At 72.8% G+C, this 17,144-nt stretch carries 12 protein-coding genes and 1 riboswitch; of the genes, 2 read left to right on the top strand and 10 right to left on the bottom strand.

The genetic code is table 11. From position 1 onward, the window contains the following. Positions 1 to 82: 82 nt before the first annotated feature. The 7 genes from mnhG to DIZ27_RS21915 all read right to left on the bottom strand — a co-directional run bounded on the left by mnhG (position 83) and on the right by DIZ27_RS21915 (position 9,709). Positions 83 to 466, bottom strand: a complete 384-nt coding sequence (gene mnhG / locus DIZ27_RS21945) for a monovalent cation/H(+) antiporter subunit G (RefSeq protein ID WP_109380150.1) — start codon at positions 464 to 466, stop codon at positions 83 to 85. After that, complete coding sequence (locus DIZ27_RS21940) at positions 463 to 729, bottom strand: monovalent cation/H+ antiporter complex subunit F (protein ID WP_109380149.1); 267 nt, start codon at positions 727 to 729, stop codon at positions 463 to 465. Before DIZ27_RS21940 ends, mnhG begins: the two co-directional genes overlap by 4 nt. Next, a complete protein-coding gene (locus tag DIZ27_RS21935; RefSeq protein WP_109380148.1) occupies positions 726 to 1,316 on the bottom strand; it encodes a Na+/H+ antiporter subunit E in 591 nt (196 codons plus the stop codon). The genes DIZ27_RS21940 and DIZ27_RS21935 overlap by 4 nt, the downstream gene beginning before the upstream one ends. Further along, entirely contained in the window at positions 1,313 to 2,920 is a 1,608-nt protein-coding gene (locus tag DIZ27_RS21930) for a Na+/H+ antiporter subunit D (RefSeq protein WP_109380147.1), read from the bottom strand. The genes DIZ27_RS21935 and DIZ27_RS21930 overlap by 4 nt, the downstream gene beginning before the upstream one ends. Beyond that, positions 2,917 to 3,450: a Na(+)/H(+) antiporter subunit C gene (locus tag DIZ27_RS21925; protein WP_258308497.1), complete on the bottom strand. Its 534-nt coding sequence runs from the start codon at positions 3,448 to 3,450 to the stop codon at positions 2,917 to 2,919. The genes DIZ27_RS21930 and DIZ27_RS21925 overlap by 4 nt, the downstream gene beginning before the upstream one ends. Beyond that, the gene (locus DIZ27_RS21920; RefSeq protein ID WP_109380146.1) at positions 3,447 to 6,290 is read right to left on the bottom strand and encodes a Na+/H+ antiporter subunit A; all 2,844 of its coding nucleotides are present in this window, start codon (positions 6,288 to 6,290) and stop codon (positions 3,447 to 3,449) included. Before DIZ27_RS21920 ends, DIZ27_RS21925 begins: the two co-directional genes overlap by 4 nt. Before the next feature lie 524 nt (positions 6,291 to 6,814). After that, positions 6,815 to 9,709: a bifunctional GNAT family N-acetyltransferase/acetate--CoA ligase family protein gene (locus DIZ27_RS21915; RefSeq protein WP_109380145.1), complete on the bottom strand. Its 2,895-nt coding sequence runs from the start codon at positions 9,707 to 9,709 to the stop codon at positions 6,815 to 6,817. Between the two features lie 174 nt (positions 9,710 to 9,883). Here DIZ27_RS21915 and DIZ27_RS21905 point away from each other — a divergent pair, with 174 nt between their 5' ends. After that, the gene (locus tag DIZ27_RS21905; protein ID WP_003993478.1) at positions 9,884 to 10,165 is read left to right on the top strand and encodes an HPr family phosphocarrier protein; all 282 of its coding nucleotides are present in this window, start codon (positions 9,884 to 9,886) and stop codon (positions 10,163 to 10,165) included. A gap of 183 nt (positions 10,166 to 10,348) precedes the next feature. On the opposite strand, the gene DIZ27_RS21900 is transcribed toward DIZ27_RS21905, so the two are convergent. From DIZ27_RS21900 to DIZ27_RS21890, 3 genes are all read right to left on the bottom strand, one after another. Then, positions 10,349 to 11,122 (bottom strand): M23 family metallopeptidase, encoded by a 774-nt coding sequence (locus DIZ27_RS21900; protein ID WP_109380144.1) that lies wholly within the window; start codon positions 11,120 to 11,122, stop codon positions 10,349 to 10,351. A 12-nt stretch (positions 11,123 to 11,134) separates the two neighbouring features. Continuing rightward, positions 11,135 to 11,300, bottom strand: a riboswitch (cyclic di-AMP (ydaO/yuaA leader). A 207-nt stretch (positions 11,301 to 11,507) separates the two neighbouring features. Beyond that, complete coding sequence (locus DIZ27_RS21895; RefSeq protein WP_109380143.1) at positions 11,508 to 12,911, bottom strand: pitrilysin family protein; 1,404 nt, start codon at positions 12,909 to 12,911, stop codon at positions 11,508 to 11,510. After that, positions 12,908 to 14,296 carry a pitrilysin family protein gene (locus DIZ27_RS21890; protein ID WP_258308503.1) on the bottom strand — a complete coding sequence of 463 codons (1,389 nt, stop codon included), beginning with the start codon at positions 14,294 to 14,296 and terminating at the stop codon, positions 12,908 to 12,910. The genes DIZ27_RS21895 and DIZ27_RS21890 overlap by 4 nt, the downstream gene beginning before the upstream one ends. Before the next feature lie 391 nt (positions 14,297 to 14,687). Here DIZ27_RS21890 and DIZ27_RS21885 point away from each other — a divergent pair, with 391 nt between their 5' ends. Beyond that, entirely contained in the window at positions 14,688 to 17,144 is a 2,457-nt protein-coding gene (locus tag DIZ27_RS21885; protein WP_109380141.1) for a DNA topoisomerase (ATP-hydrolyzing) subunit A, read from the top strand.

The following is a 17,144-nucleotide window of genomic DNA, read 5'->3' as shown; positions in this document are numbered from 1 at the left end:
GTCGCGGCACTCCCGCTCGCGCCGGTCCGGGTCCGCCGGGAGTTGCCCGGTCGAGCCGCCCGGGCGTTCGAGCGGCGGGGTGTCAACGGTCCGCGTCCTCGCCCGACGGCTGCTCGTCCACCGGGGTGCCGTCCCGCGCGAGGCGGTCGGCGAGTTCGTCCCGGAACAGCCTGCTGCGGTCGAGGGCTTGGACCCGGTAGGCGGTACGGCCGACGATCTGGCTGGTGATCGGCGCGGTGAGCAGCTGGAACAGGATGACGAGCAGGAGCACCGGCGCGTAGCGCAGGGGCATCTGCACGGCGGTTCCCGCCAGGATGAGCAGCAGGCCGAGCGTCTGGGCCTTGGCGGCCGCGTGCAGGCGGCTGCCGATGTCCGGGAAGCGGAGCAGTCCCACGGAGCCGAGCAGGCAGAAGACCGCACCGGCCGGGAGCAGGATGGCGGTGATCACGTCGGACACGGCGGTCATCGCAGGCCCGCCCGCTTCTCGATCAGGTGGGCGGCCGTCACCGATCCGGTGAAGGCGAGCAGGGCGAGGACGACGAGCACGGGCAGAGGCGTGGTGTCCTCGCGCACGGCCATGCCCACGGCGGTCCCGGCGATGATCATCGTCAGCAGGACGTCCAGCGCCACGATGCGGTTGAGCGCGTCCGGACCGCGCACGAGGCGCAGCAGGGTGAGCAGTCCGGCCACCGAGAGCACGGCCAGGGTGGCGGTGTACATGACGGTCATGGTGTTCTGCCTCCTCGATCGGGGTCGGAGGAAGGCCCGGAGCCGTCGTCTCCGGGCGGTCCGGTGCGGCGGCGGGTGGTGCCGACGGCCCGCGCGACCCTGCGCTCCACGGACTGCACCGCCTTTCTGCGGCGGGCGATGTCGGCTTCGCCGTGGACCGGGATCGTGTGGACGTACAGCCGTTGCCGGCGCCGGTCGATCTCCACCACCAGCGTGCCGGGCGCGATGGTGGTGAACTCGGCCACGGCGGTGATCAGCAGGTCGCTGTCGACGCGCAGCGGGACCTCGACGATCGCGGCGGACGTCCTTCCCCCGTATCTCAGGACCTGCCAGGCGACGGTGGTCCCGGACCCGACGAGATCGGTCAGCAGGGCGATCAGCAGGCGCCCGATCGCCAGTGGCCGGGGCACCGCCCCCGGCAGGACCGGCGGCAGGGAGAAGGTCCCGACGACGGCCGTGGCGACGAGCAGGCCTCCGACGAGGACCACCGGGCTCACGGACCCCCACAGCAGGATCCACAGCAGCCACAGCCAGCCGATCATGGGCAGGTGGTGTCGGACTCGGCGGGCGTTCTCCCGGCGGGTCAACGGTCCTCCCCGGTCATGACGGCGGAGCGGTAGGCCCGCGGGTCGAGCAGTTCGTGTGCGGCCTGTTCGCCGACGTGGGCGAGCGGGCCCGCCCAGACGGCCACCGCGACGCTGGTCACCACCATGACGGCGGTGGCGGCGGTCATCAGCCCGGCCCCGTACCGGCCGGCGCGGGGCTCCGGGCTGCGGACGGTGTCGGAGGCCGTGGGCTCGTCCCGCGGTGCCGGGGTCCGGCGGTCGCCTTCGCGGCGGTGCGGGTCCGGACGGTCCGCGCCGTGGTGGTCCGGATACGGCTTCTGCCGCATGAAGGCCCTGGTCCACACCCGGGTCATGGCGTAGATCGTCAGCAGGCTGGTGAGCAGGGCGGCCGCGGCGAGGGCGTACGCCGCGGTGCCGCCCTGCCCCACGCCGGCCCGCAGCAGGGTCAGTTTGGCCACGAACCCGGAGAACGGCGGGATCCCGGCCAGGCTCAGGGCGGGGAGGGCGAACAGCACGGCGACCACCGGCGTCGGGGGCGGCCGCTGTGCCATGCGTTCCAGGCCCGTCGTCTCCGTGTGGCGTACGACGAGGGCGGCAGCCAGGAAGAGCGCGGCCTGGACGACGATGTGGTGGACCATGTAGAGGACCGTGCCGGTGAGCCCGAGGGTGTCGAACAGCGCGAGCCCGAACAGCATGAAGCCGATGTGGCCGACGAGGGCGAAGGACAGCAGCCGGTTGACGTCGTCCTGCGCGAGGGCGCCGAGGATGCCCACGATCATGGTGGCGATCGCCACGCAGGCCAGCAGGATCCACACGCTGGAGCGCGGGAAGAGCAGCGTCTGGGTGCGCAGCAGGGCGTAGACGGCGACCTTGGTCAGCAGTGCGGCGAACACGGCGGTGATCGGCGCCGGCGCGGTGGGATAGCTGTCGGGCAGCCAGAAGTGCAGGGGGACGAGCGCCGCCTTGATGCCCAGGACGGCCAGGAGCAGCAGGGCGAGCGCGCCGCGCAGGCCGTCGGGGAGTTCGGCGAGCCGCGGCCCGAGCTGGGCCAGGGTGACCGTGCCGGCGGCCGCGTACACCAGGCCGACGAGCGTGAGGAACAGCAGGGAGGACGTCAGGCTGATGATCGTGTACGTCATGCCCGCCCGGGTGCGGTTCCCGTCGGCGTCCAGGGTGATCAGGACGTAGGAGGCGGCGAGCAGCACTTCGAAGGCCACGAAGAGGTTGAACAGGTCGCCGGTGAGGAAGGCCAGGCTCACCCCGGTGACGAGCAGCAGATAGGCGGGGTGGAAGACCTCCGCCGTGCTGCGGCGGTCCTCGGCGGTGCCCTGGCCGATGGCGAAGAGCAGCACGGCCAGGGTCACCAGGAGGGACACCATGAGCAGGAGCGCCGACAGCCGGTCGGCGACGAGCGTGATGCCCAGCGGGGCCGGCCAGCCGCCGACGTGCACGGCCTGCGGACCGCGGGTTCCGGCGAGGGCCAGCAGAGCCGCCGCGTCCGCCAGGACACCCGCCAGTACGAGCGTGCTCATCGCGCGGACCACCCGGCCGGGCAGGCCGAGCAGGGTCACACCGGCGGCCAGGACCGGCAGCACGACGGGCAGGACGAGCAGCAGTGCGGTCATCGGTGGTCCCCCGGGGTGGTGCCGTGGTCGCGGTGGTCCGGCTCGTTGTCGTCGGATTCGTCGTCGTCGGGTTCGTCGCCGTCGCCGTCGTCGAGGTCGGTTTCCTCGTGGGTGCCGCTCACTTCGTCGGATCCGGCGCGCTGCAGGGCGATGTCGATGCGCCGGTCCTCCACGTCGTCGCGTACCTCGTCGCTGCCGGACAACCGCCAGGAACGGTAGGCGAGGGCCATCAGGAACGCCGTGAGACCGAACGTGATCACGATCGACGTCAGTGCCATGGCCTGGGGCAGCGGGTCGGCGGGCTCCGCCGGGTTCACCGGCTTCCCGTCCAGTACCGGGGGCCGGCCGGGGGTGCCGCCGGCGACCAGGAGCAGCAGGTTGGTGCCGTGGCCCAGGAGGATGAAGCCGAGGACGATCCGCATCAGGGACCGTTGCAGCATGAGGTGGAAGCCGATCGTGAACAGGCCGCCCACCACGACGGCCATCGTCACGTCGAGGGTGTTCACCGTGTTGTCCACCGCGCCGGTCACCGGACGGATCCCTCCTCTTCCCGGGCCGCCGCCGCACCGGCCTCTCCGAGCGAGACGCCCACCGCCGACAGGAGCTTGAGGACGACACCGACCACGAGCAGGTAGACACCGACGTCGAGGAACAGGCTGGTCGCCCACTTCACCTCGCCCAGCAGCGGCAGGTGCCAGGTCACCAGGCGGCTGTCCAGCGGCGCACCGCCGACGGTCAGCGGCGCCAGGGCGGTGACCGCCGCGATCACCAGGCCCGTGCCCGCGACCGCGACCGGGCGCAGGCGTACGGCGGCGCCGAGGTCGGCCTGGCCGCCGACGAGGTACCGCAGGACGAACGCCAGCCCCGCGACCAGTCCGCCGGAGAACCCTCCGCCGGGGCGGTAGTGCCCGGAGAACAGCAGGAACACCGAGAGCACCAGGATCGAGGGGAAGAGCAGCCGGATGGCCACTTCCAGCAGGACCGAGCGCTCGCCGCCGGGCCGTTCACCGGCTCCCGGCAGCCAGGTCTGCCGGGGCTCGTCCCAGTGCGTCGTGGGGAAGCGGGTCGGCGGCTCCTCGTCGGTGCCCCGCACCGCGTCGCGGTCGCGGAACCGGATCAGGCTGCCCACTCCGACCGCCGACACCAGCACGACCGAGATCTCACCCAGCGTGTCCAGGGCCCGGAAGTCGACGATGATCGCGTCGACGACGTTGAGGGCGCCCGTCTCCGCCGCCCGACGCAGGTATCCGGGCGAGATCACCGGGGCCGTGCGCGCGGAGGCCGCCGCCAGCGCGAAGCAGGTGACGACGGCGCCGACCCCGACGGCCACCGCGCCCCGCAGTGCCCGCCCCGGCACCGACCTCCGGCCGGGATCGAACCGGGCCGGCATCCGGCGCAGCACCAGCACCACGACGACCAGCGTCGTCGTCTCGACCAGGAACTGGGTGAGCGCCAGGTCCGGGGCTCCGCGTACCAGGAACAGGCCCGCCGCGCCGTACCCGACGGCCCCGGTCAGCAGGATGGCGGTGAGCCGGTGCCGGGCGGCCACCACCGCCGCGGCGGCCGCCAGCATGACCACGGCCAGCACCGGTTCGAGCGAATACCGCCACAGGGGCGGTGCCCCCAGCGACGGTGCCGCCGCTATGAGTGCCGCGCCGGGCACCGCGACGACCGTCGTGAGCAGCACGGTCAGATAGACGGGCAGCGAGCCGACCTGGGTGTGCCGGGTCAGTGTCACGGCCAGCCGGTCCACGCCCTCGACCGCGCGGTCGTACGCGTGCTGCACGTCGATCAGGCGCGGCAGGCGGTTCACCGCGGCGGCGCGGTGGCGGAGCGCGTGGATCAGGGCACCGGCGACGAGGGACAGCACGGACAGCCCGAGTACCGGGGTGAAGCCGTGCCACAGGGACAGTTCGTACGGTCCGCCGGCTCCCGGCGGGTAGGCGTCGGCGTAGGCGGTGGTCAGGGCCGCCGTGGCGGGGTACGCCACGCCCAGCACCAGGCCCGCCACGGACAGTACGACCACCGGTGCGACGAATCCCGCCTCCGGGCTCCGCGCGGACCGCGTCGCCCTCCCCTTCGGCGGCCCGCCGAAGGCGCCGTGCAGGAACCGTGCCGCGAACGCCACGGTCAGCGTGGAGCCGCACACCAGCACCACCGTCAGCTGCTGGTGGCCGGTGAGCTCGGTGCCGTGCAGGAACGCGTCCAGGGTGGCTTCCTTGCCCAGGAAGCCGACGAGGGGCGGCAGACCGGCCATCGACGCGGTGGCGAGTGCCGTGACGCCGAAGAGCACGGGCAGCCGGCGGCCCAGTCCCGACAGCTCCCGGATGTCGCGGGTACCGGTGTGGTGGTCCACGATCCCGACGGACAGGAACAGCGCCGACTTGAACGCCGCGTGCGCCAGCAGCATCACCACGCCGGCCAGCGCCGCCGTCCGGGTTCCGGCGCCCAGCAGGGCGGTCAGCAGACCGAGTTCGCTGACGGTCCCATAGGCGAGGAGCAGCTTCAGGTCGGTCTCGCGCAGTGCCCGCCACGCGGCCACCACCATCGTGGCGAGCCCCACGCCGAGCACCATCGGCCGCCACGGCGTCACGTCGGCCAGGGCGGGCGCCAGGCGGGCGATCAGGTAGACCCCGGCCTTGACCATCGCCGCCGCGTGCAGGAAGGCGCTGACCGGTGTGGGGGCCACCATCGCCGCGGGCAGCCAGCCGTGCAGCGGCATCTGCGCGGACTTGGTGAACGCACCGGCCAGGACCAGCACCACGGCGGCGGAGACCGCGCCGCCCCGTGGGGGGTCCGCGAGGATCGCCGAGACGCGGTAGGTGCCGGCCGCCTGGCCCAACATGATGAAGCCGAGCAGCATCGCCAGGCCGCCGGCCGCCGTCACCAGCAGGGCCTGACGGGCGGCCCGGCGCTGCTCGGCCCGCTTTCCGGGCCCTGCGATCAGCAGGAAGGAGGCGACCGTGGTCAGCTCCCAGAAGACGTACAGGATGAAGAGGTTGTCCGCCAGGACCAGTCCGATCATCGCCCCGGCGAAGGCCAGCAGCAGAGCGGCCAGCGGGCCGGCGTCATGTTCGACGTAGTACCGGCAGTACAGCAGCACCAGTGCCCCGACACCGGCCACCACCCACAGCATCAGCAGCGACAGGGCGTCCAGACGCAGATCGATCGTCAGACCGAGCGACGGAGCCCACCGCAGGGATTCCTGGTACGCGCCGCCGTCCAGAACGCCCGCCGCCCGCGTGCCCGCCCAGACCACCGTCGCCAACGGCACCAGGGCCGCCACGGCCCACACCGCACGACCGAGCCGACGTTCCCACCAGGGGATCGACGCTGCGACCGTCGCGTAGGCGGCCAGCAGGATCAGCACGTCGGCACCTACTCCTTCACGGTGGCCCGACCGCTGACGCGCGAGCGGCCTCCGCTCGAGCCTTGGGAGGTTATGTCTGATTCGCCGGCATTCAGTGCTCTGTGTAGCAGGGAGAGCCGTCCGGAGGGGCGCCGCCGCGCCACACGGAGCCGGGCGTGCGGCTCGGCGGAGCCGCACGGCATCCCGTTCAGGGTCGGCACACGGTGCGCGTACGGGGTCGGTGATCCGCGTCAGGCTGCGGCAGACGCGCGTGCGGACGATCGGTGGATCGTCCGGGAGCACGCCGGGGGACGGCGGAAAGCGCGACGGGGGACGGTGGCGGGTTCGGCGGAGAGTCCGGCGCTCCTCCCCCGGGCGGGTGGTGTGCCGGGCGAGGGGGATCCGGTCCTGTCGGCGTCGATGCCCCCGAGGCGCATGCCGTTCTCTCCGTTCGTCGGGCGGCGGAACGGGGCACAGGTGCCCGCCCGACGCGCCGCCAAACACCCGGTGGCCTGTCGAGTCGGACCCTCGAGGGCTTGCGCTCCTCAGTACGCCGGGAGCGTCCGGGGGCCGAGGTCGTCGCGGGCGGGCGGCGGGGCCAGGCGTACGGAGGCGCTGAGGACGCTCACACCGTGGGTGGCGACGACCACCGGCTCCAGGCTGACGGCGACGACCTCGGGGTGGTCGTCGACCAGCCGCGACACCCGCAGCAGCAGTTCCTCCAGCGCGGGGGTGTCGACCGGGGTCGAGCCGCGCCAGCCGAACAGCAGGGGCGCGGTGCGGATCGACCTCACCAGGGAGGTCGCCTCCCGGTCGGTGACCGGGATCAGCCGGTGCGCCATGTCGCCCAGCAGCTGCGAAGGCGGTCCGGCGAGCCCGAAGGACAGTACGGCACCGGCCGCGGAATCGATCACCGCGCGGACGATGGTGTCGACACCGCGCGGCGCCATCCGCTGCACGACGGGGCGCAGCTCCTCGGGCGTGCCGAGCTGCTGGGTCAGTTCGGCGTACGCCCGGCGCAGTTGTTCCTCGTTCGCCAGGTCCAGCCGTACGCCGCCCAGGTCGGCGCGGTGCCTGAGGTGCGGGGCGGTCACCTTGAGGGCGACGGGGTGGCCCAGGGTGCGGGCGGCCCCGACGGCGGCGTCGGGCGTGGGAGCCGGGAGGGCACGGTGGACGTGGATGCCGTAGGCGCCGAGCAGTTCGCAGGTCTCCTCGGCGCCGAGGGTCAGGCCCTGCCCGCGGGTCAGCTGAGCGTGGATGAGTCCGGCGGCGCCCTTCTCGTCGATGTCCTCGTACTCGGGCACCCTGCCGGGGTCGGCGGCGTCCCGCCGCCACTGGGCGTAGGTGACGGAGTGGGCGAGGGCGCGGACGGCACGTTCGGCGGCGGGGTAGGCGGGGATGAGGTGGGCGTCCTCGGGGAGGAGCACGGGCGCCGGCAAAGGGCTGTCGGCGGGTGCGCGCTCCCCGGCCGGCGGCGCGGGGCGGGGCCGGGCGGACGGCTCCGTCTGCGGGGCCGTGCTCGCCGCCGCCGACAGGGCCTCCGCCAGGCCGCCGAGTTCCACGTGGACCACCAGGACCGGCTTGGACGGGGTCGCGGCGGCGGCCGAGCGCAGCGCCTCGGCGAGCGCCGCATCGCCGACGGAACCGGCCGCCCTTCCCCCCAGCGCCGGGATCGCGGTCACGACCACCGCGTCGCAGGTGTCGTCGGCCAGCGCCCGGGACAGGGCCGCGTGGAAGTCCGCCGCCGACGCCGCGGTGGTGAGGTCCAGCGGGTGGTGCGGGCGCAGTCCTTCGGCGAGGCACGCCTCGTAGGTGAGCAGCCCCAGGGACTCGGAGTTGCCCAGGATCGCCACCCGGGGCCCGGCCGGCAGCGGCTGGCGGGCGAGCAGCAGTCCCGCGTCGACCAGTTCCGTGATGGTGTCCACCCGGGTCACCCCGGCCTGTCGCAGCAGCGCGGAGACGGTCTCGTGCGGCAGTCGCGTCGCGCGCACGGCGTGCCCGCGGGGCCCTGCGCCGTGGCGGGCGCCCTGGACCACGACGAGTGGCTTCACCGCCGCGGTCCGGCGGGCGAGGCGGGTGAACTTGCGGGGGTTGCCGATGGACTCCAGGTACATCAGGGCGACATCGGTGTCCGGGTCGTCGTACCAGTACTGCATGACGTCGTTGCCCGAGACGTCGGCGCGGTTGCCGGACGAGACGAAGGTGGACACGCCCGTGACGCCGGTGACGCCTCCGCCGCGCCGGTGCAGCCGCGACAGCAGGGCGATGCCGATGGCTCCGGACTGGGCGAACAGGCCGATGCGGCCGGGGCGCGGCATCTCGGGCGCGAGCGAGGCGTTCAGCCGCACGTCCGGGGAGGTGTTGATGACGCCGAACGCGTTCGGCCCGATGATCCGCATGCCGTACGTACGCGCCTGCCGGACGAGGGCGCGCTGGCGCTCACGGCCCTCGGGGCCCGCTTCGGCGTATCCGGCGGACGTCACGACGAGCCCCCGCACCCCGTGTTCGCCGCACTCGGCGACGACCTCGGGGACCTGCTCGGCGGGTACCGCGACGACGGCGAGGTCGACCTGCCCGTCGATGCCGCGCACCGAACGGTGAGCGGGCACCCCCTCGCTCCCGTCGATGCCGTCGAGTTCCTTCTGTTCCGGCGGGAAGGCCTTGTTCACGGCGTACAGGCGGCCGGTGAACCCGCCGTCCCGGATGTTGTCGAGGAGGCTGCGGCCCACGCCGCCGGGCCTGCGGCCGACGCCTATGACGGCGACCGAGCCGGGGGTGAGCAGGCGCCGCACGGAACGGGCCTCGGCGCGCTGTTCGCGCGCCTGCTGCACGGCCAGCGAACGGTCGGTGGGTTCGAGGTCGAGCTCCAGGCGGACCACACCGTCCTCGAAGCTGCGCTTCTGGGTGTACCCGGCGTCCGTGAACACCTTGATCATCTTGCTGTTGGCCGGCAGCACCTCGGCGGCGAACCGGCGGATGCCGCGCTCGCGCGCGACGGCGGCGATGTGTTCGAGGAGGGCGGAGGCGATGCCCCGGCCCTGGTGGGCGTCCTGCACCAGGAAGGCGACCTCGGCCTCGTCGGAGACCGCAGGGGCGGGCGCTCCGGCGGGCGACGGGTGGGAGGGGGCGGGTGTTCCGTCGGGGCCGATCCGGTCATAGCGTACGGTGGCGATGAACTCGCCGCCCACGGTGGCCGCGAGTCCCACCCGGTCCACGAAGTCGTGGTGTGTGAACCGGTGTACGTCCTTGGCGGACAGGCGAGGGTAGGGCGCGAAGAAGCGGTAGTACTTCGACTCGTCCGACACCTGCTCGTAGAAGCTGACCAGGCGCTCGGCGTCATCAACGGTGATGGGCCGCACGCGCGCGGTGCCGCCGTCGCGCAGCACCACGTCGGCCTCCCAGTGGGCGGGATACTCATGCCGGTCCGACGAGGTCTGCATGGGCCCCAGAGTACGGCTCGCGTACGGCGACGGCGCGAGGCAGTCTGTGGGTGCACGAGCCGGACCGAGGCCGCGGTCCGGTGTCGCCGGGAGCGGGGACGAGCTCCGCTCCCGGCGTGGTTCCCGATATGGGAAACTGGTCTAGACAACCTGAACACCGAAGGGCAGCAACACATGGCTGAGCGCCGCGTCAACGTCGGCTGGGCCGAGGGCCTCCACGCCCGTCCCGCCTCCATCTTCGTCCGAGCCGCCACGGCCGCAGGCGTCCCGGTGACGATCGCCAAGGCTGACGGCAACCCCGTCAACGCGGCCTCCATGCTGGCCGTCCTGGGCCTGGGCGCCCAGGGCGGCGAGGAGATCGTCCTCGCTTCCGACGCCGAGGGCGCCGACGCCGCCCTGGACCGTCTGGCGAAGCTGGTCTCCGAGGGTCTCGAGGAGCTCCCCGAGACCGTCTGACGAGTTCTCCGGTTTCTCCGGCAGCGAGTGGAGCCGCGTCGCCCTTTCCGGGCGGCGCGGCTCCGTCCTTTCGGGAAGGACACCGCGCCCGTGGACATCCGGCCGCTCGGCACGCGGAGAGCCCCGGCTCGGGAGCCGAGCCGGGGCGTCGGGGTTCGCGCCTCGGGCCAGGAGCGCCTCGGGTCAGAGGTTCACGCCGTGCGCGCGGAGGTAGGCGACCGGGTCGATGTCGGAGCCGTACTCGGCGGTCGTACGGGCCTCGAAGTGCAGATGCGCGCCGGTGACGTTGCCGGTGGCACCGGAGACGCCGATCCGCTGTCCCGGGGTGACCTGCTGTCCCACCGAGACGGCGACGGACGACAGGTGGCCGTACTGGGTGTAGGTGCCGTCGTGCATCTTGATGACGACCTGGTTGCCGTAGGCGCCGCCCCAGCCGGCCTCCACGACGGTGCCCGTGCCGACCGAGAGCACGGGGGTGCCGCTCGCGGCGTGGAAGTCGACACCGGTGTGGCTGCCGGAGGACCAGACGGCGCCGCCGGACAGGTAACCGGTCGAGACGTAGGAACCCGCGATCGGCGACACGAAGGTGTTGAGGCGCTTGCGCTCGGCCTCCCGCGCGGCACGCTCCTCGGCCTCGCGGGCCCTCTCGGCCTCCTCTGCCGCCCTCTCCCGCGCGGCCTCCTCCGCGGCCTCGCGCGCGGCGGCCCGGGCCGCTTCCCGCGCGGCCTCGTGCTGGGCGGCCGCCTGGGCGTCGACCCGTGCGGCGACTTCCTCACCCATGGCGATGACGGGGGTCAGGCCGGTCTGCTGCGCGGCGGGACCGGCGGCGGACGCCGGGGTCGCGAGGGAGCCGACCACGCCGGTGGTGGTGAGGGCCGCGACGCCCGCCGCCCTGGCGGTGCCGCGGTGCATGCGGCCGGGACGACGGTGCTTCCCGGAGGCGCGTGTGAACGCCATGGAGTGGGTGGTCCTTTCCTTCCCTCTCGCCTACCGGGTAGCTGAAGGGTTCGGAGCAGGAAGGTCTCCTACGGGCCCCTCGCGCCAGGCGCGGGCGTCCGATTCACCCCAGGGACTGCACGACTGGGTCCCCGGCTCCCCTGGCTCGCGCCGTGCGGGGACTCGGCGATGGCTGTCCGGTGCCGCGGGTGCGGCGCACTGCCCGACGAACAGCCCGGATGACGCTAAGCGGGGCGTCTTCCGATCCTCAAACGGATCCCGTCCTCTGTAGCGCATCCCACAGGGCAGACAGGACCTCTCCGCCCCAATCCGGGCACAGGCGGGCCCTGGTGACTTTCGTGCCACCAGGGCCCGCACGCGCGTGCGCTCCGCTTGCGCGCGCCGGCTACTCGGCGGGCACGACCGTGACCTCGCCGATGCCGAGCGCCTCGACGGGCGCCTTGATCTGCGCCGCGTCGCCGACCAGGACGGTCACGAGGCGGTCCACCGGGAAGGCGTTCACCACGGCCGCGGTGGCCTCCACGGTGCCGGTGGTGGCGAGCCGGCGGTACAGCTCGGCCTGGTAGTCGTCGGCCAGGTGCTGCTCCACCTGGTCGGCCAGGGTGCCGGCGACGGCCGAGGCGGTCTCGTACTTGAGCGGCGCGACCCCCACCAGGTTCTGCACGGCGACGTCACGCTCGGCGTCCGTGAGGCCCTCCGCGGCGAGCGTGCGCAGCACCGTCCACAGGTCCTCGAGCGCGGGCCCGGTGTTCGGGGTGTCGACGGAGCCGCTGATGGCGAGCATGGCCGCGCCCGTGGCCCCTCCGGAGGAGGAAGGCGGCGCGGACCTCAGGACCTGGCCGAACGACCGTACGCCGTAGGTGTAGCCCTTCTCCTCGCGCAGGACGCGGTCCAGGCGGGAGGTGAGGGTGCCGCCGAGGCAGTAGGTGCCGAGCACCTGCGCGGGCCACACGCGGTCGTGCCGGTCCGCTCCGACCCGGCCGATCAGCAGCTGCGTCTGCACGGCGCCGGGGCGGTCCACGATCACGACCCGGCCGGTGTCGTCGGCGACGATCGGCGGAACGGGCCGCGGCTCGGCGGCCGATCCGGTCCAGGAGCCGAGGGTGTCACCGAGCAGCTCGTCCAGGTCGATGCCGGTGAGGTCACCGACGACCACCGCGGTGGCGGTCGCGGGACGGACATGCTTCTCGTGGAAGGCGCGTACGGCCGACGAGTCGATGCCGACCACCGTCTCCTCGGTGCCCTGCCGCGGGCGGGACATCCGCGAAGTCGCCGGGAACAGCTCCTTGGAGAGTTCCTTGGCGGCACGACGGGAGGGGTTGGCCAGCTCGTGCGGGATCTCGTCGAGACGGTTGCGGACGAGGCGTTCGACCTCGCTGTCGGCGAACGCGGGCGCCCTGAGGGCGTCGGCGAGCAGCCCGAGCCCCTTGGCGAGCCGTGAGGCCGGCACCTCGAGGCTCAGGCGCACGCCGGGGTGGTCGGCGTAGGCGTCCAGGGTGGCGCCGCAGCGCTCCAGTTCGGCGGCGAACTCCTCGGCGGAGTGCTTGTCGGTGCCCTCGGAGAACGCCCTCGCCATGATCGTGGCGACCCCGTCGAGACCGTCGGGCTCGGCCTCCAGGGGCGCGTCGAGCAGCACCTCGACCGCGACGATCTGCTGGCCGGGACGGTGGCAGCGCAGGACGGTCAGACCGTTGCCGAGCGTGGTGCGCTCGGGGGCCGGGAAGGCCCAGGGCTTGGCCTCGCCCGCCTGCGGCTGGGGGTGGAAGTCCATCGTGGCAAGCTCGGTCACTTCGCCGTCTCCTCGTTCTCGTCGGTGCCGGCGGCCGCGGCTTCTTCGGTTCCGGAGGCCGCTGCTTCTTCGGACTCCCCTGCCTCGGGGGCGACGGGCTCGTAGACGAGCACCGCGCGGTTGTCCGGGCGCAGGCGGGCCTCGGCGACCTCCCGGACGTCCTCGGCGGTCACGTCGAGGATGCGCCCGACGGCGGTGAGGGCGAGCTGCGGGTCGCCGAACAGGACGGCGTACCGGCACAGTTCGTCGGCCCGGCCGGCGACGGTGCTGAGCCGGTCCAGCCACTCGCGCTCCAACTGGGCCTGGGCGCGCTCCATCTCCTCGGCCGTGGGGCCCTCCTCGGCGAACCGGGTGAGCTCCTCGTCGATCGCCGCCTCGATGACCGGCACCTCCACGTCGCCGGACGCCTTCACGTCCAGCCAGCCCAGGGAGGGCGCCCCGGCCAGCCGGAGCAGGCCGAATCCGGCCGCCACGGCCGTACGGTCCCGGCGCACCAGCCGGTTGTAGAGCCGGGAGGACTCGCCGCCGCCGAGGACGGTGAGCGCCAGGTCCGCGGCGTCGCTCGCGCGCGTGCCGTCCTCGGGCAGCCGGTAGGCGGCCATCAGCGCACGCGCGGGAACCTCCTCCTCGACGAGCTCACGCAGCTCCTCGCCGATGACCTCGGGCAGCGAGCCGTCGCGGGGCTCGGGCTTGCCGTCGTGGGAGGGGATGGAACCGAAGTACTTCTCGATCCAGGCGAGCGTCTGCTCCGGGTCGATGTCACCGACGACGGAGAGCACGGCGTTGTTCGGCGCGTAGTACGTGCGGAAGAAGGCGCGGGCGTCCTCCAGGGTGGCCGCGTCCAGGTCCGCCATCGAGCCGATGGGCGTGTGGTGGTACGGGTGGCCGTCCGGGAAGGCGAGGGCGGTCAGCTTCTCGAAGGCCGTGCCGTAGGGGACGTTGTCGTAGCGCTGGCGGCGCTCGTTCTTGACGACGTCCCGCTGGTTCTCCATGGACTCCTCGTCCAGGGCGGCCAGCAGGGAGCCCATGCGGTCGGCCTCGAGCCAGAGGGCGAGCTCCAACTGGTGAGCGGGCATGGTCTCGAAGTAGTTGGTCCGCTCGAAGCTGGTGGTGCCGTTGAGCGAGCCTCCGGCGCCCTGGACCAGCTCGAAGTGACCGTTGCCCTTCACCTGCCCGGACCCCTGGAACATCAGGTGCTCGAAAAGGTGAGCCAGGCCGGTGCGTCCCTTGACTTCGTGGCGCGAGCCGACGTCGTACCAGAGGCACACCGCCGCGACGGGGGTCAGGTGGTCCTCGGAGAGCACCACGCGCAGGCCGTTGGCCAAACGGTGCTCGGTCGCTGTCAGGCCGCCGGAGCCTGCCTGGGCTGTGGCCGTGTGACCCATGGGCATGTACGTCCCTTCGATCGCGGAGGCGGTCGTCGCATCCGCCGTTTGTGCCGGTCCTGCCACTGTATGCAAGCGTCCGGGGCACCGAGGAGTTCCCGGACGGGGACCGGGTTCGCCCAGAGCGAGAACCGCGGGTTCCGGGTGGGGCGGAAGGGTGCGGACGTGGTCCGTGCGACGTGTGGGGTCTCTCCCGGCGCTGCGCCCCTCCGCCGGCCGAGGTCCCGGCCCGCCCGCGGCGCCGACGGCACGTGCGCGTACTCTGCTCGCGCCACCGGCCCCGGCCCCCGACGGAGGGCCGCGGCGGGGTCCTGGTCCCGGTTGTCGGTGCGGCGGTCCACAATGGTCCGCGTCAGATACCGTCCCACGCTTCAGCAAGGAGCCGGCAGCGATGGCCCGCCGCAGCACGAAGACCCCGCCGCCCGACGACTCGTACGAGGAGCGGATCCTCGACATCGACGTCGTCGACGAGATGCAGGGCTCCTTCCTCGAGTACGCGTACTCGGTCATCTACTCCCGCGCCCTGCCGGACGCGCGCGACGGCATGAAGCCGGTGCACCGCCGCATCGTCTACCAGATGAACGAGATGGGCCTGCGCCCCGACCGCGGCTATGTGAAGTGCGCGCGCGTGGTCGGCGAGGTCATGGGCAAGCTGCACCCCCATGGCGACGCGTCGATCTACGACGCCCTGGTGCGCATGGCGCAGCCCTTCTCGATGCGGGTCCCGCTGGTCGACGGCCACGGCAACTTCGGCTCCCTGGGCAACGACGACCCGCCGGCCGCCATGCGGTACACCGAGAGCCGGATGACCGAGGCCACGAGCCTGATGACCGAGTCCATCGACGAGGACACGGTCGACTTCGCGCCCAACTACGACGGCCAGGAGCGGGAGCCGGTGACCCTGCCCGCCGCGTTCCCGAACCTCCTGGTGAACGGGGCGTCGGGCATCGCGGTCGGCATGGCCACCAACATGCCGCCGCACAACCTCCGCGAGGTGATCGCGGCCGCCCGGCACCTGATCCGGTATCCGAACGCCGATCTCGACGCCCTGATGCGCCATGTGCCGGGCCCCGACCTGCCGACGGGGGGCAGGATCGTCGGCCTCCCGGGCATCCGGGACGCGTACGAGAAGGGCCGCGGCTCCTTCAAGATCCGTGCGACGGTCACCGTGGAGGACGTGACGGCCCGCAGGAAGGGCCTGGTCATCACCGAGCTGCCGTTCACGGTCGGCCCGGAGAAGGTGATCTCCAAGATCAAGGACCTGGTCGGCTCGAAGAAGCTCCTGGGCATCGCCGACGTCAAGGACCTCACCGACCGCGCGCACGGTCTGCGCCTGGTCGTCGAGATCAAGAACGGCTTCGTGCCGGAGGCGGTCCTGGAGCAGCTCTACAAGCTGACGCCCATGGAGGAGTCCTTCGGCATCAACAACGTGGCCCTGGTGGACGGCCAGCCGCTCACCCTGGGCCTCAAGGAACTGCTCGAGGTCTATCTCGACCACCGCTTCGAGGTCGTACGCCGCCGCTCGGAGTTCCGCCGCGGCAAGCGGCGCGACCGTCTGCACCTGGTCGAGGGCCTGCTCACCGCCCTGGTGGACATCGACGAGGTCATCCGCCTCATCCGCTCCAGCGAGAACTCCGCGCAGGCGAAGCAGCGTCTGATGGAGCGCTTCTCCCTGAGCGACATCCAGACGCAGTACATCCTGGACACCCCCCTGCGCCGCCTCACCAAGTTCGACCGCATCGAACTGGAGGCGGAGCAGGAGCGGTTGAACAAGGAGATCGAGGAGCTGACCCGCATCCTGGAGTCGGACGCGGAGCTGCGCAAGCTGGTCTCGGCCGAACTGGCCGCGGTGGCCAAGAAGTTCGGCAACGACCGCCGTACGGTCCTGCAGGATTCGGCCGCCGTCCCGGCCGCCGCCGTACCGCTTCAGGTGGCGGACGCTCCGTGCCGGGTGCTGCTGTCCGCCACGGGCCTGCTCGCCCGTACGGCGAACGCGGAGCCGTTCCCCGTGGACGCGGGCGCCAAGCGCGTCAAGCACGACTTGATCGTCTCGGCGGTACCGGCCACGGCCCGCGGCGAGGTGGGGGTGGTCACCTCGGCGGGGCGCCTGCTGCGGGTGAACGTCATCGACCTGCCCCAGCTTCCGGAGACCATGCCGACCCCGAACCTCTCGGGCGGGGCGCCGACGGCCGAGTTCGTCTCCCTCGCGGAGGACGAGCAGGTGGTCTGCCTGACGACGCTCGACGAGTCGTCGCCGGGCCTGGCGCTCGGCACACAGCAGGGTGTCGTCAAGCGCGTCGTGCCCGACTACCCCTCCAACAAGGAGGAGTTGGAGGTCATCACGCTCAAGGAGGGCGACCGGATCGTCGGCGCCGTCGAACTGCGCACGGGCGAGGAGGACCTGGTCTTCATCACGGACGACGCGCAGCTGCTGCGTTATCAGGCCGCACAGGTCCGTCCGCAGGGCCGTCCCGCCGGCGGTGTGGCGGGCATCAAGCTCGCGGAGGACGCGAAGGTCATCGTCTTCACGGCGGTCGATCCGGCGGTGGACGCAGTGGTGTTCACGGTCGCGGGCTCACGCGGCACACTGGACGACTCCGTCCAGACGACGGCCAAGCTGACCCCGCTCGACCAGTACCCGCGCAAGGGCCGGGCCACCGGCGGGGTGCGCTGCCAGCGGTTCCTCAAGGGCGAGGACTGCCTGTCCCTGGCCTGGGCCGGTCCCGCTCCGGCCCGCGCTTCACAGAAGAACGGCGCTCCGGTCGACCTGCCGGAACCCGACCCGCGCCGCGACGGCTCGGGAGTGCCCATGCCGAAGACGGTGGCGGTGGTGGCGGGCCCGTCCTGA

This window comes from Streptomyces sp. NWU339 (assembly GCF_003143855.1).
In the GTDB taxonomy this organism is placed as follows: Bacteria; Actinomycetota; Actinomycetes; order Streptomycetales; family Streptomycetaceae; genus Streptomyces.
This window is presented reverse-complemented; position numbering and strand designations above follow the sequence as displayed.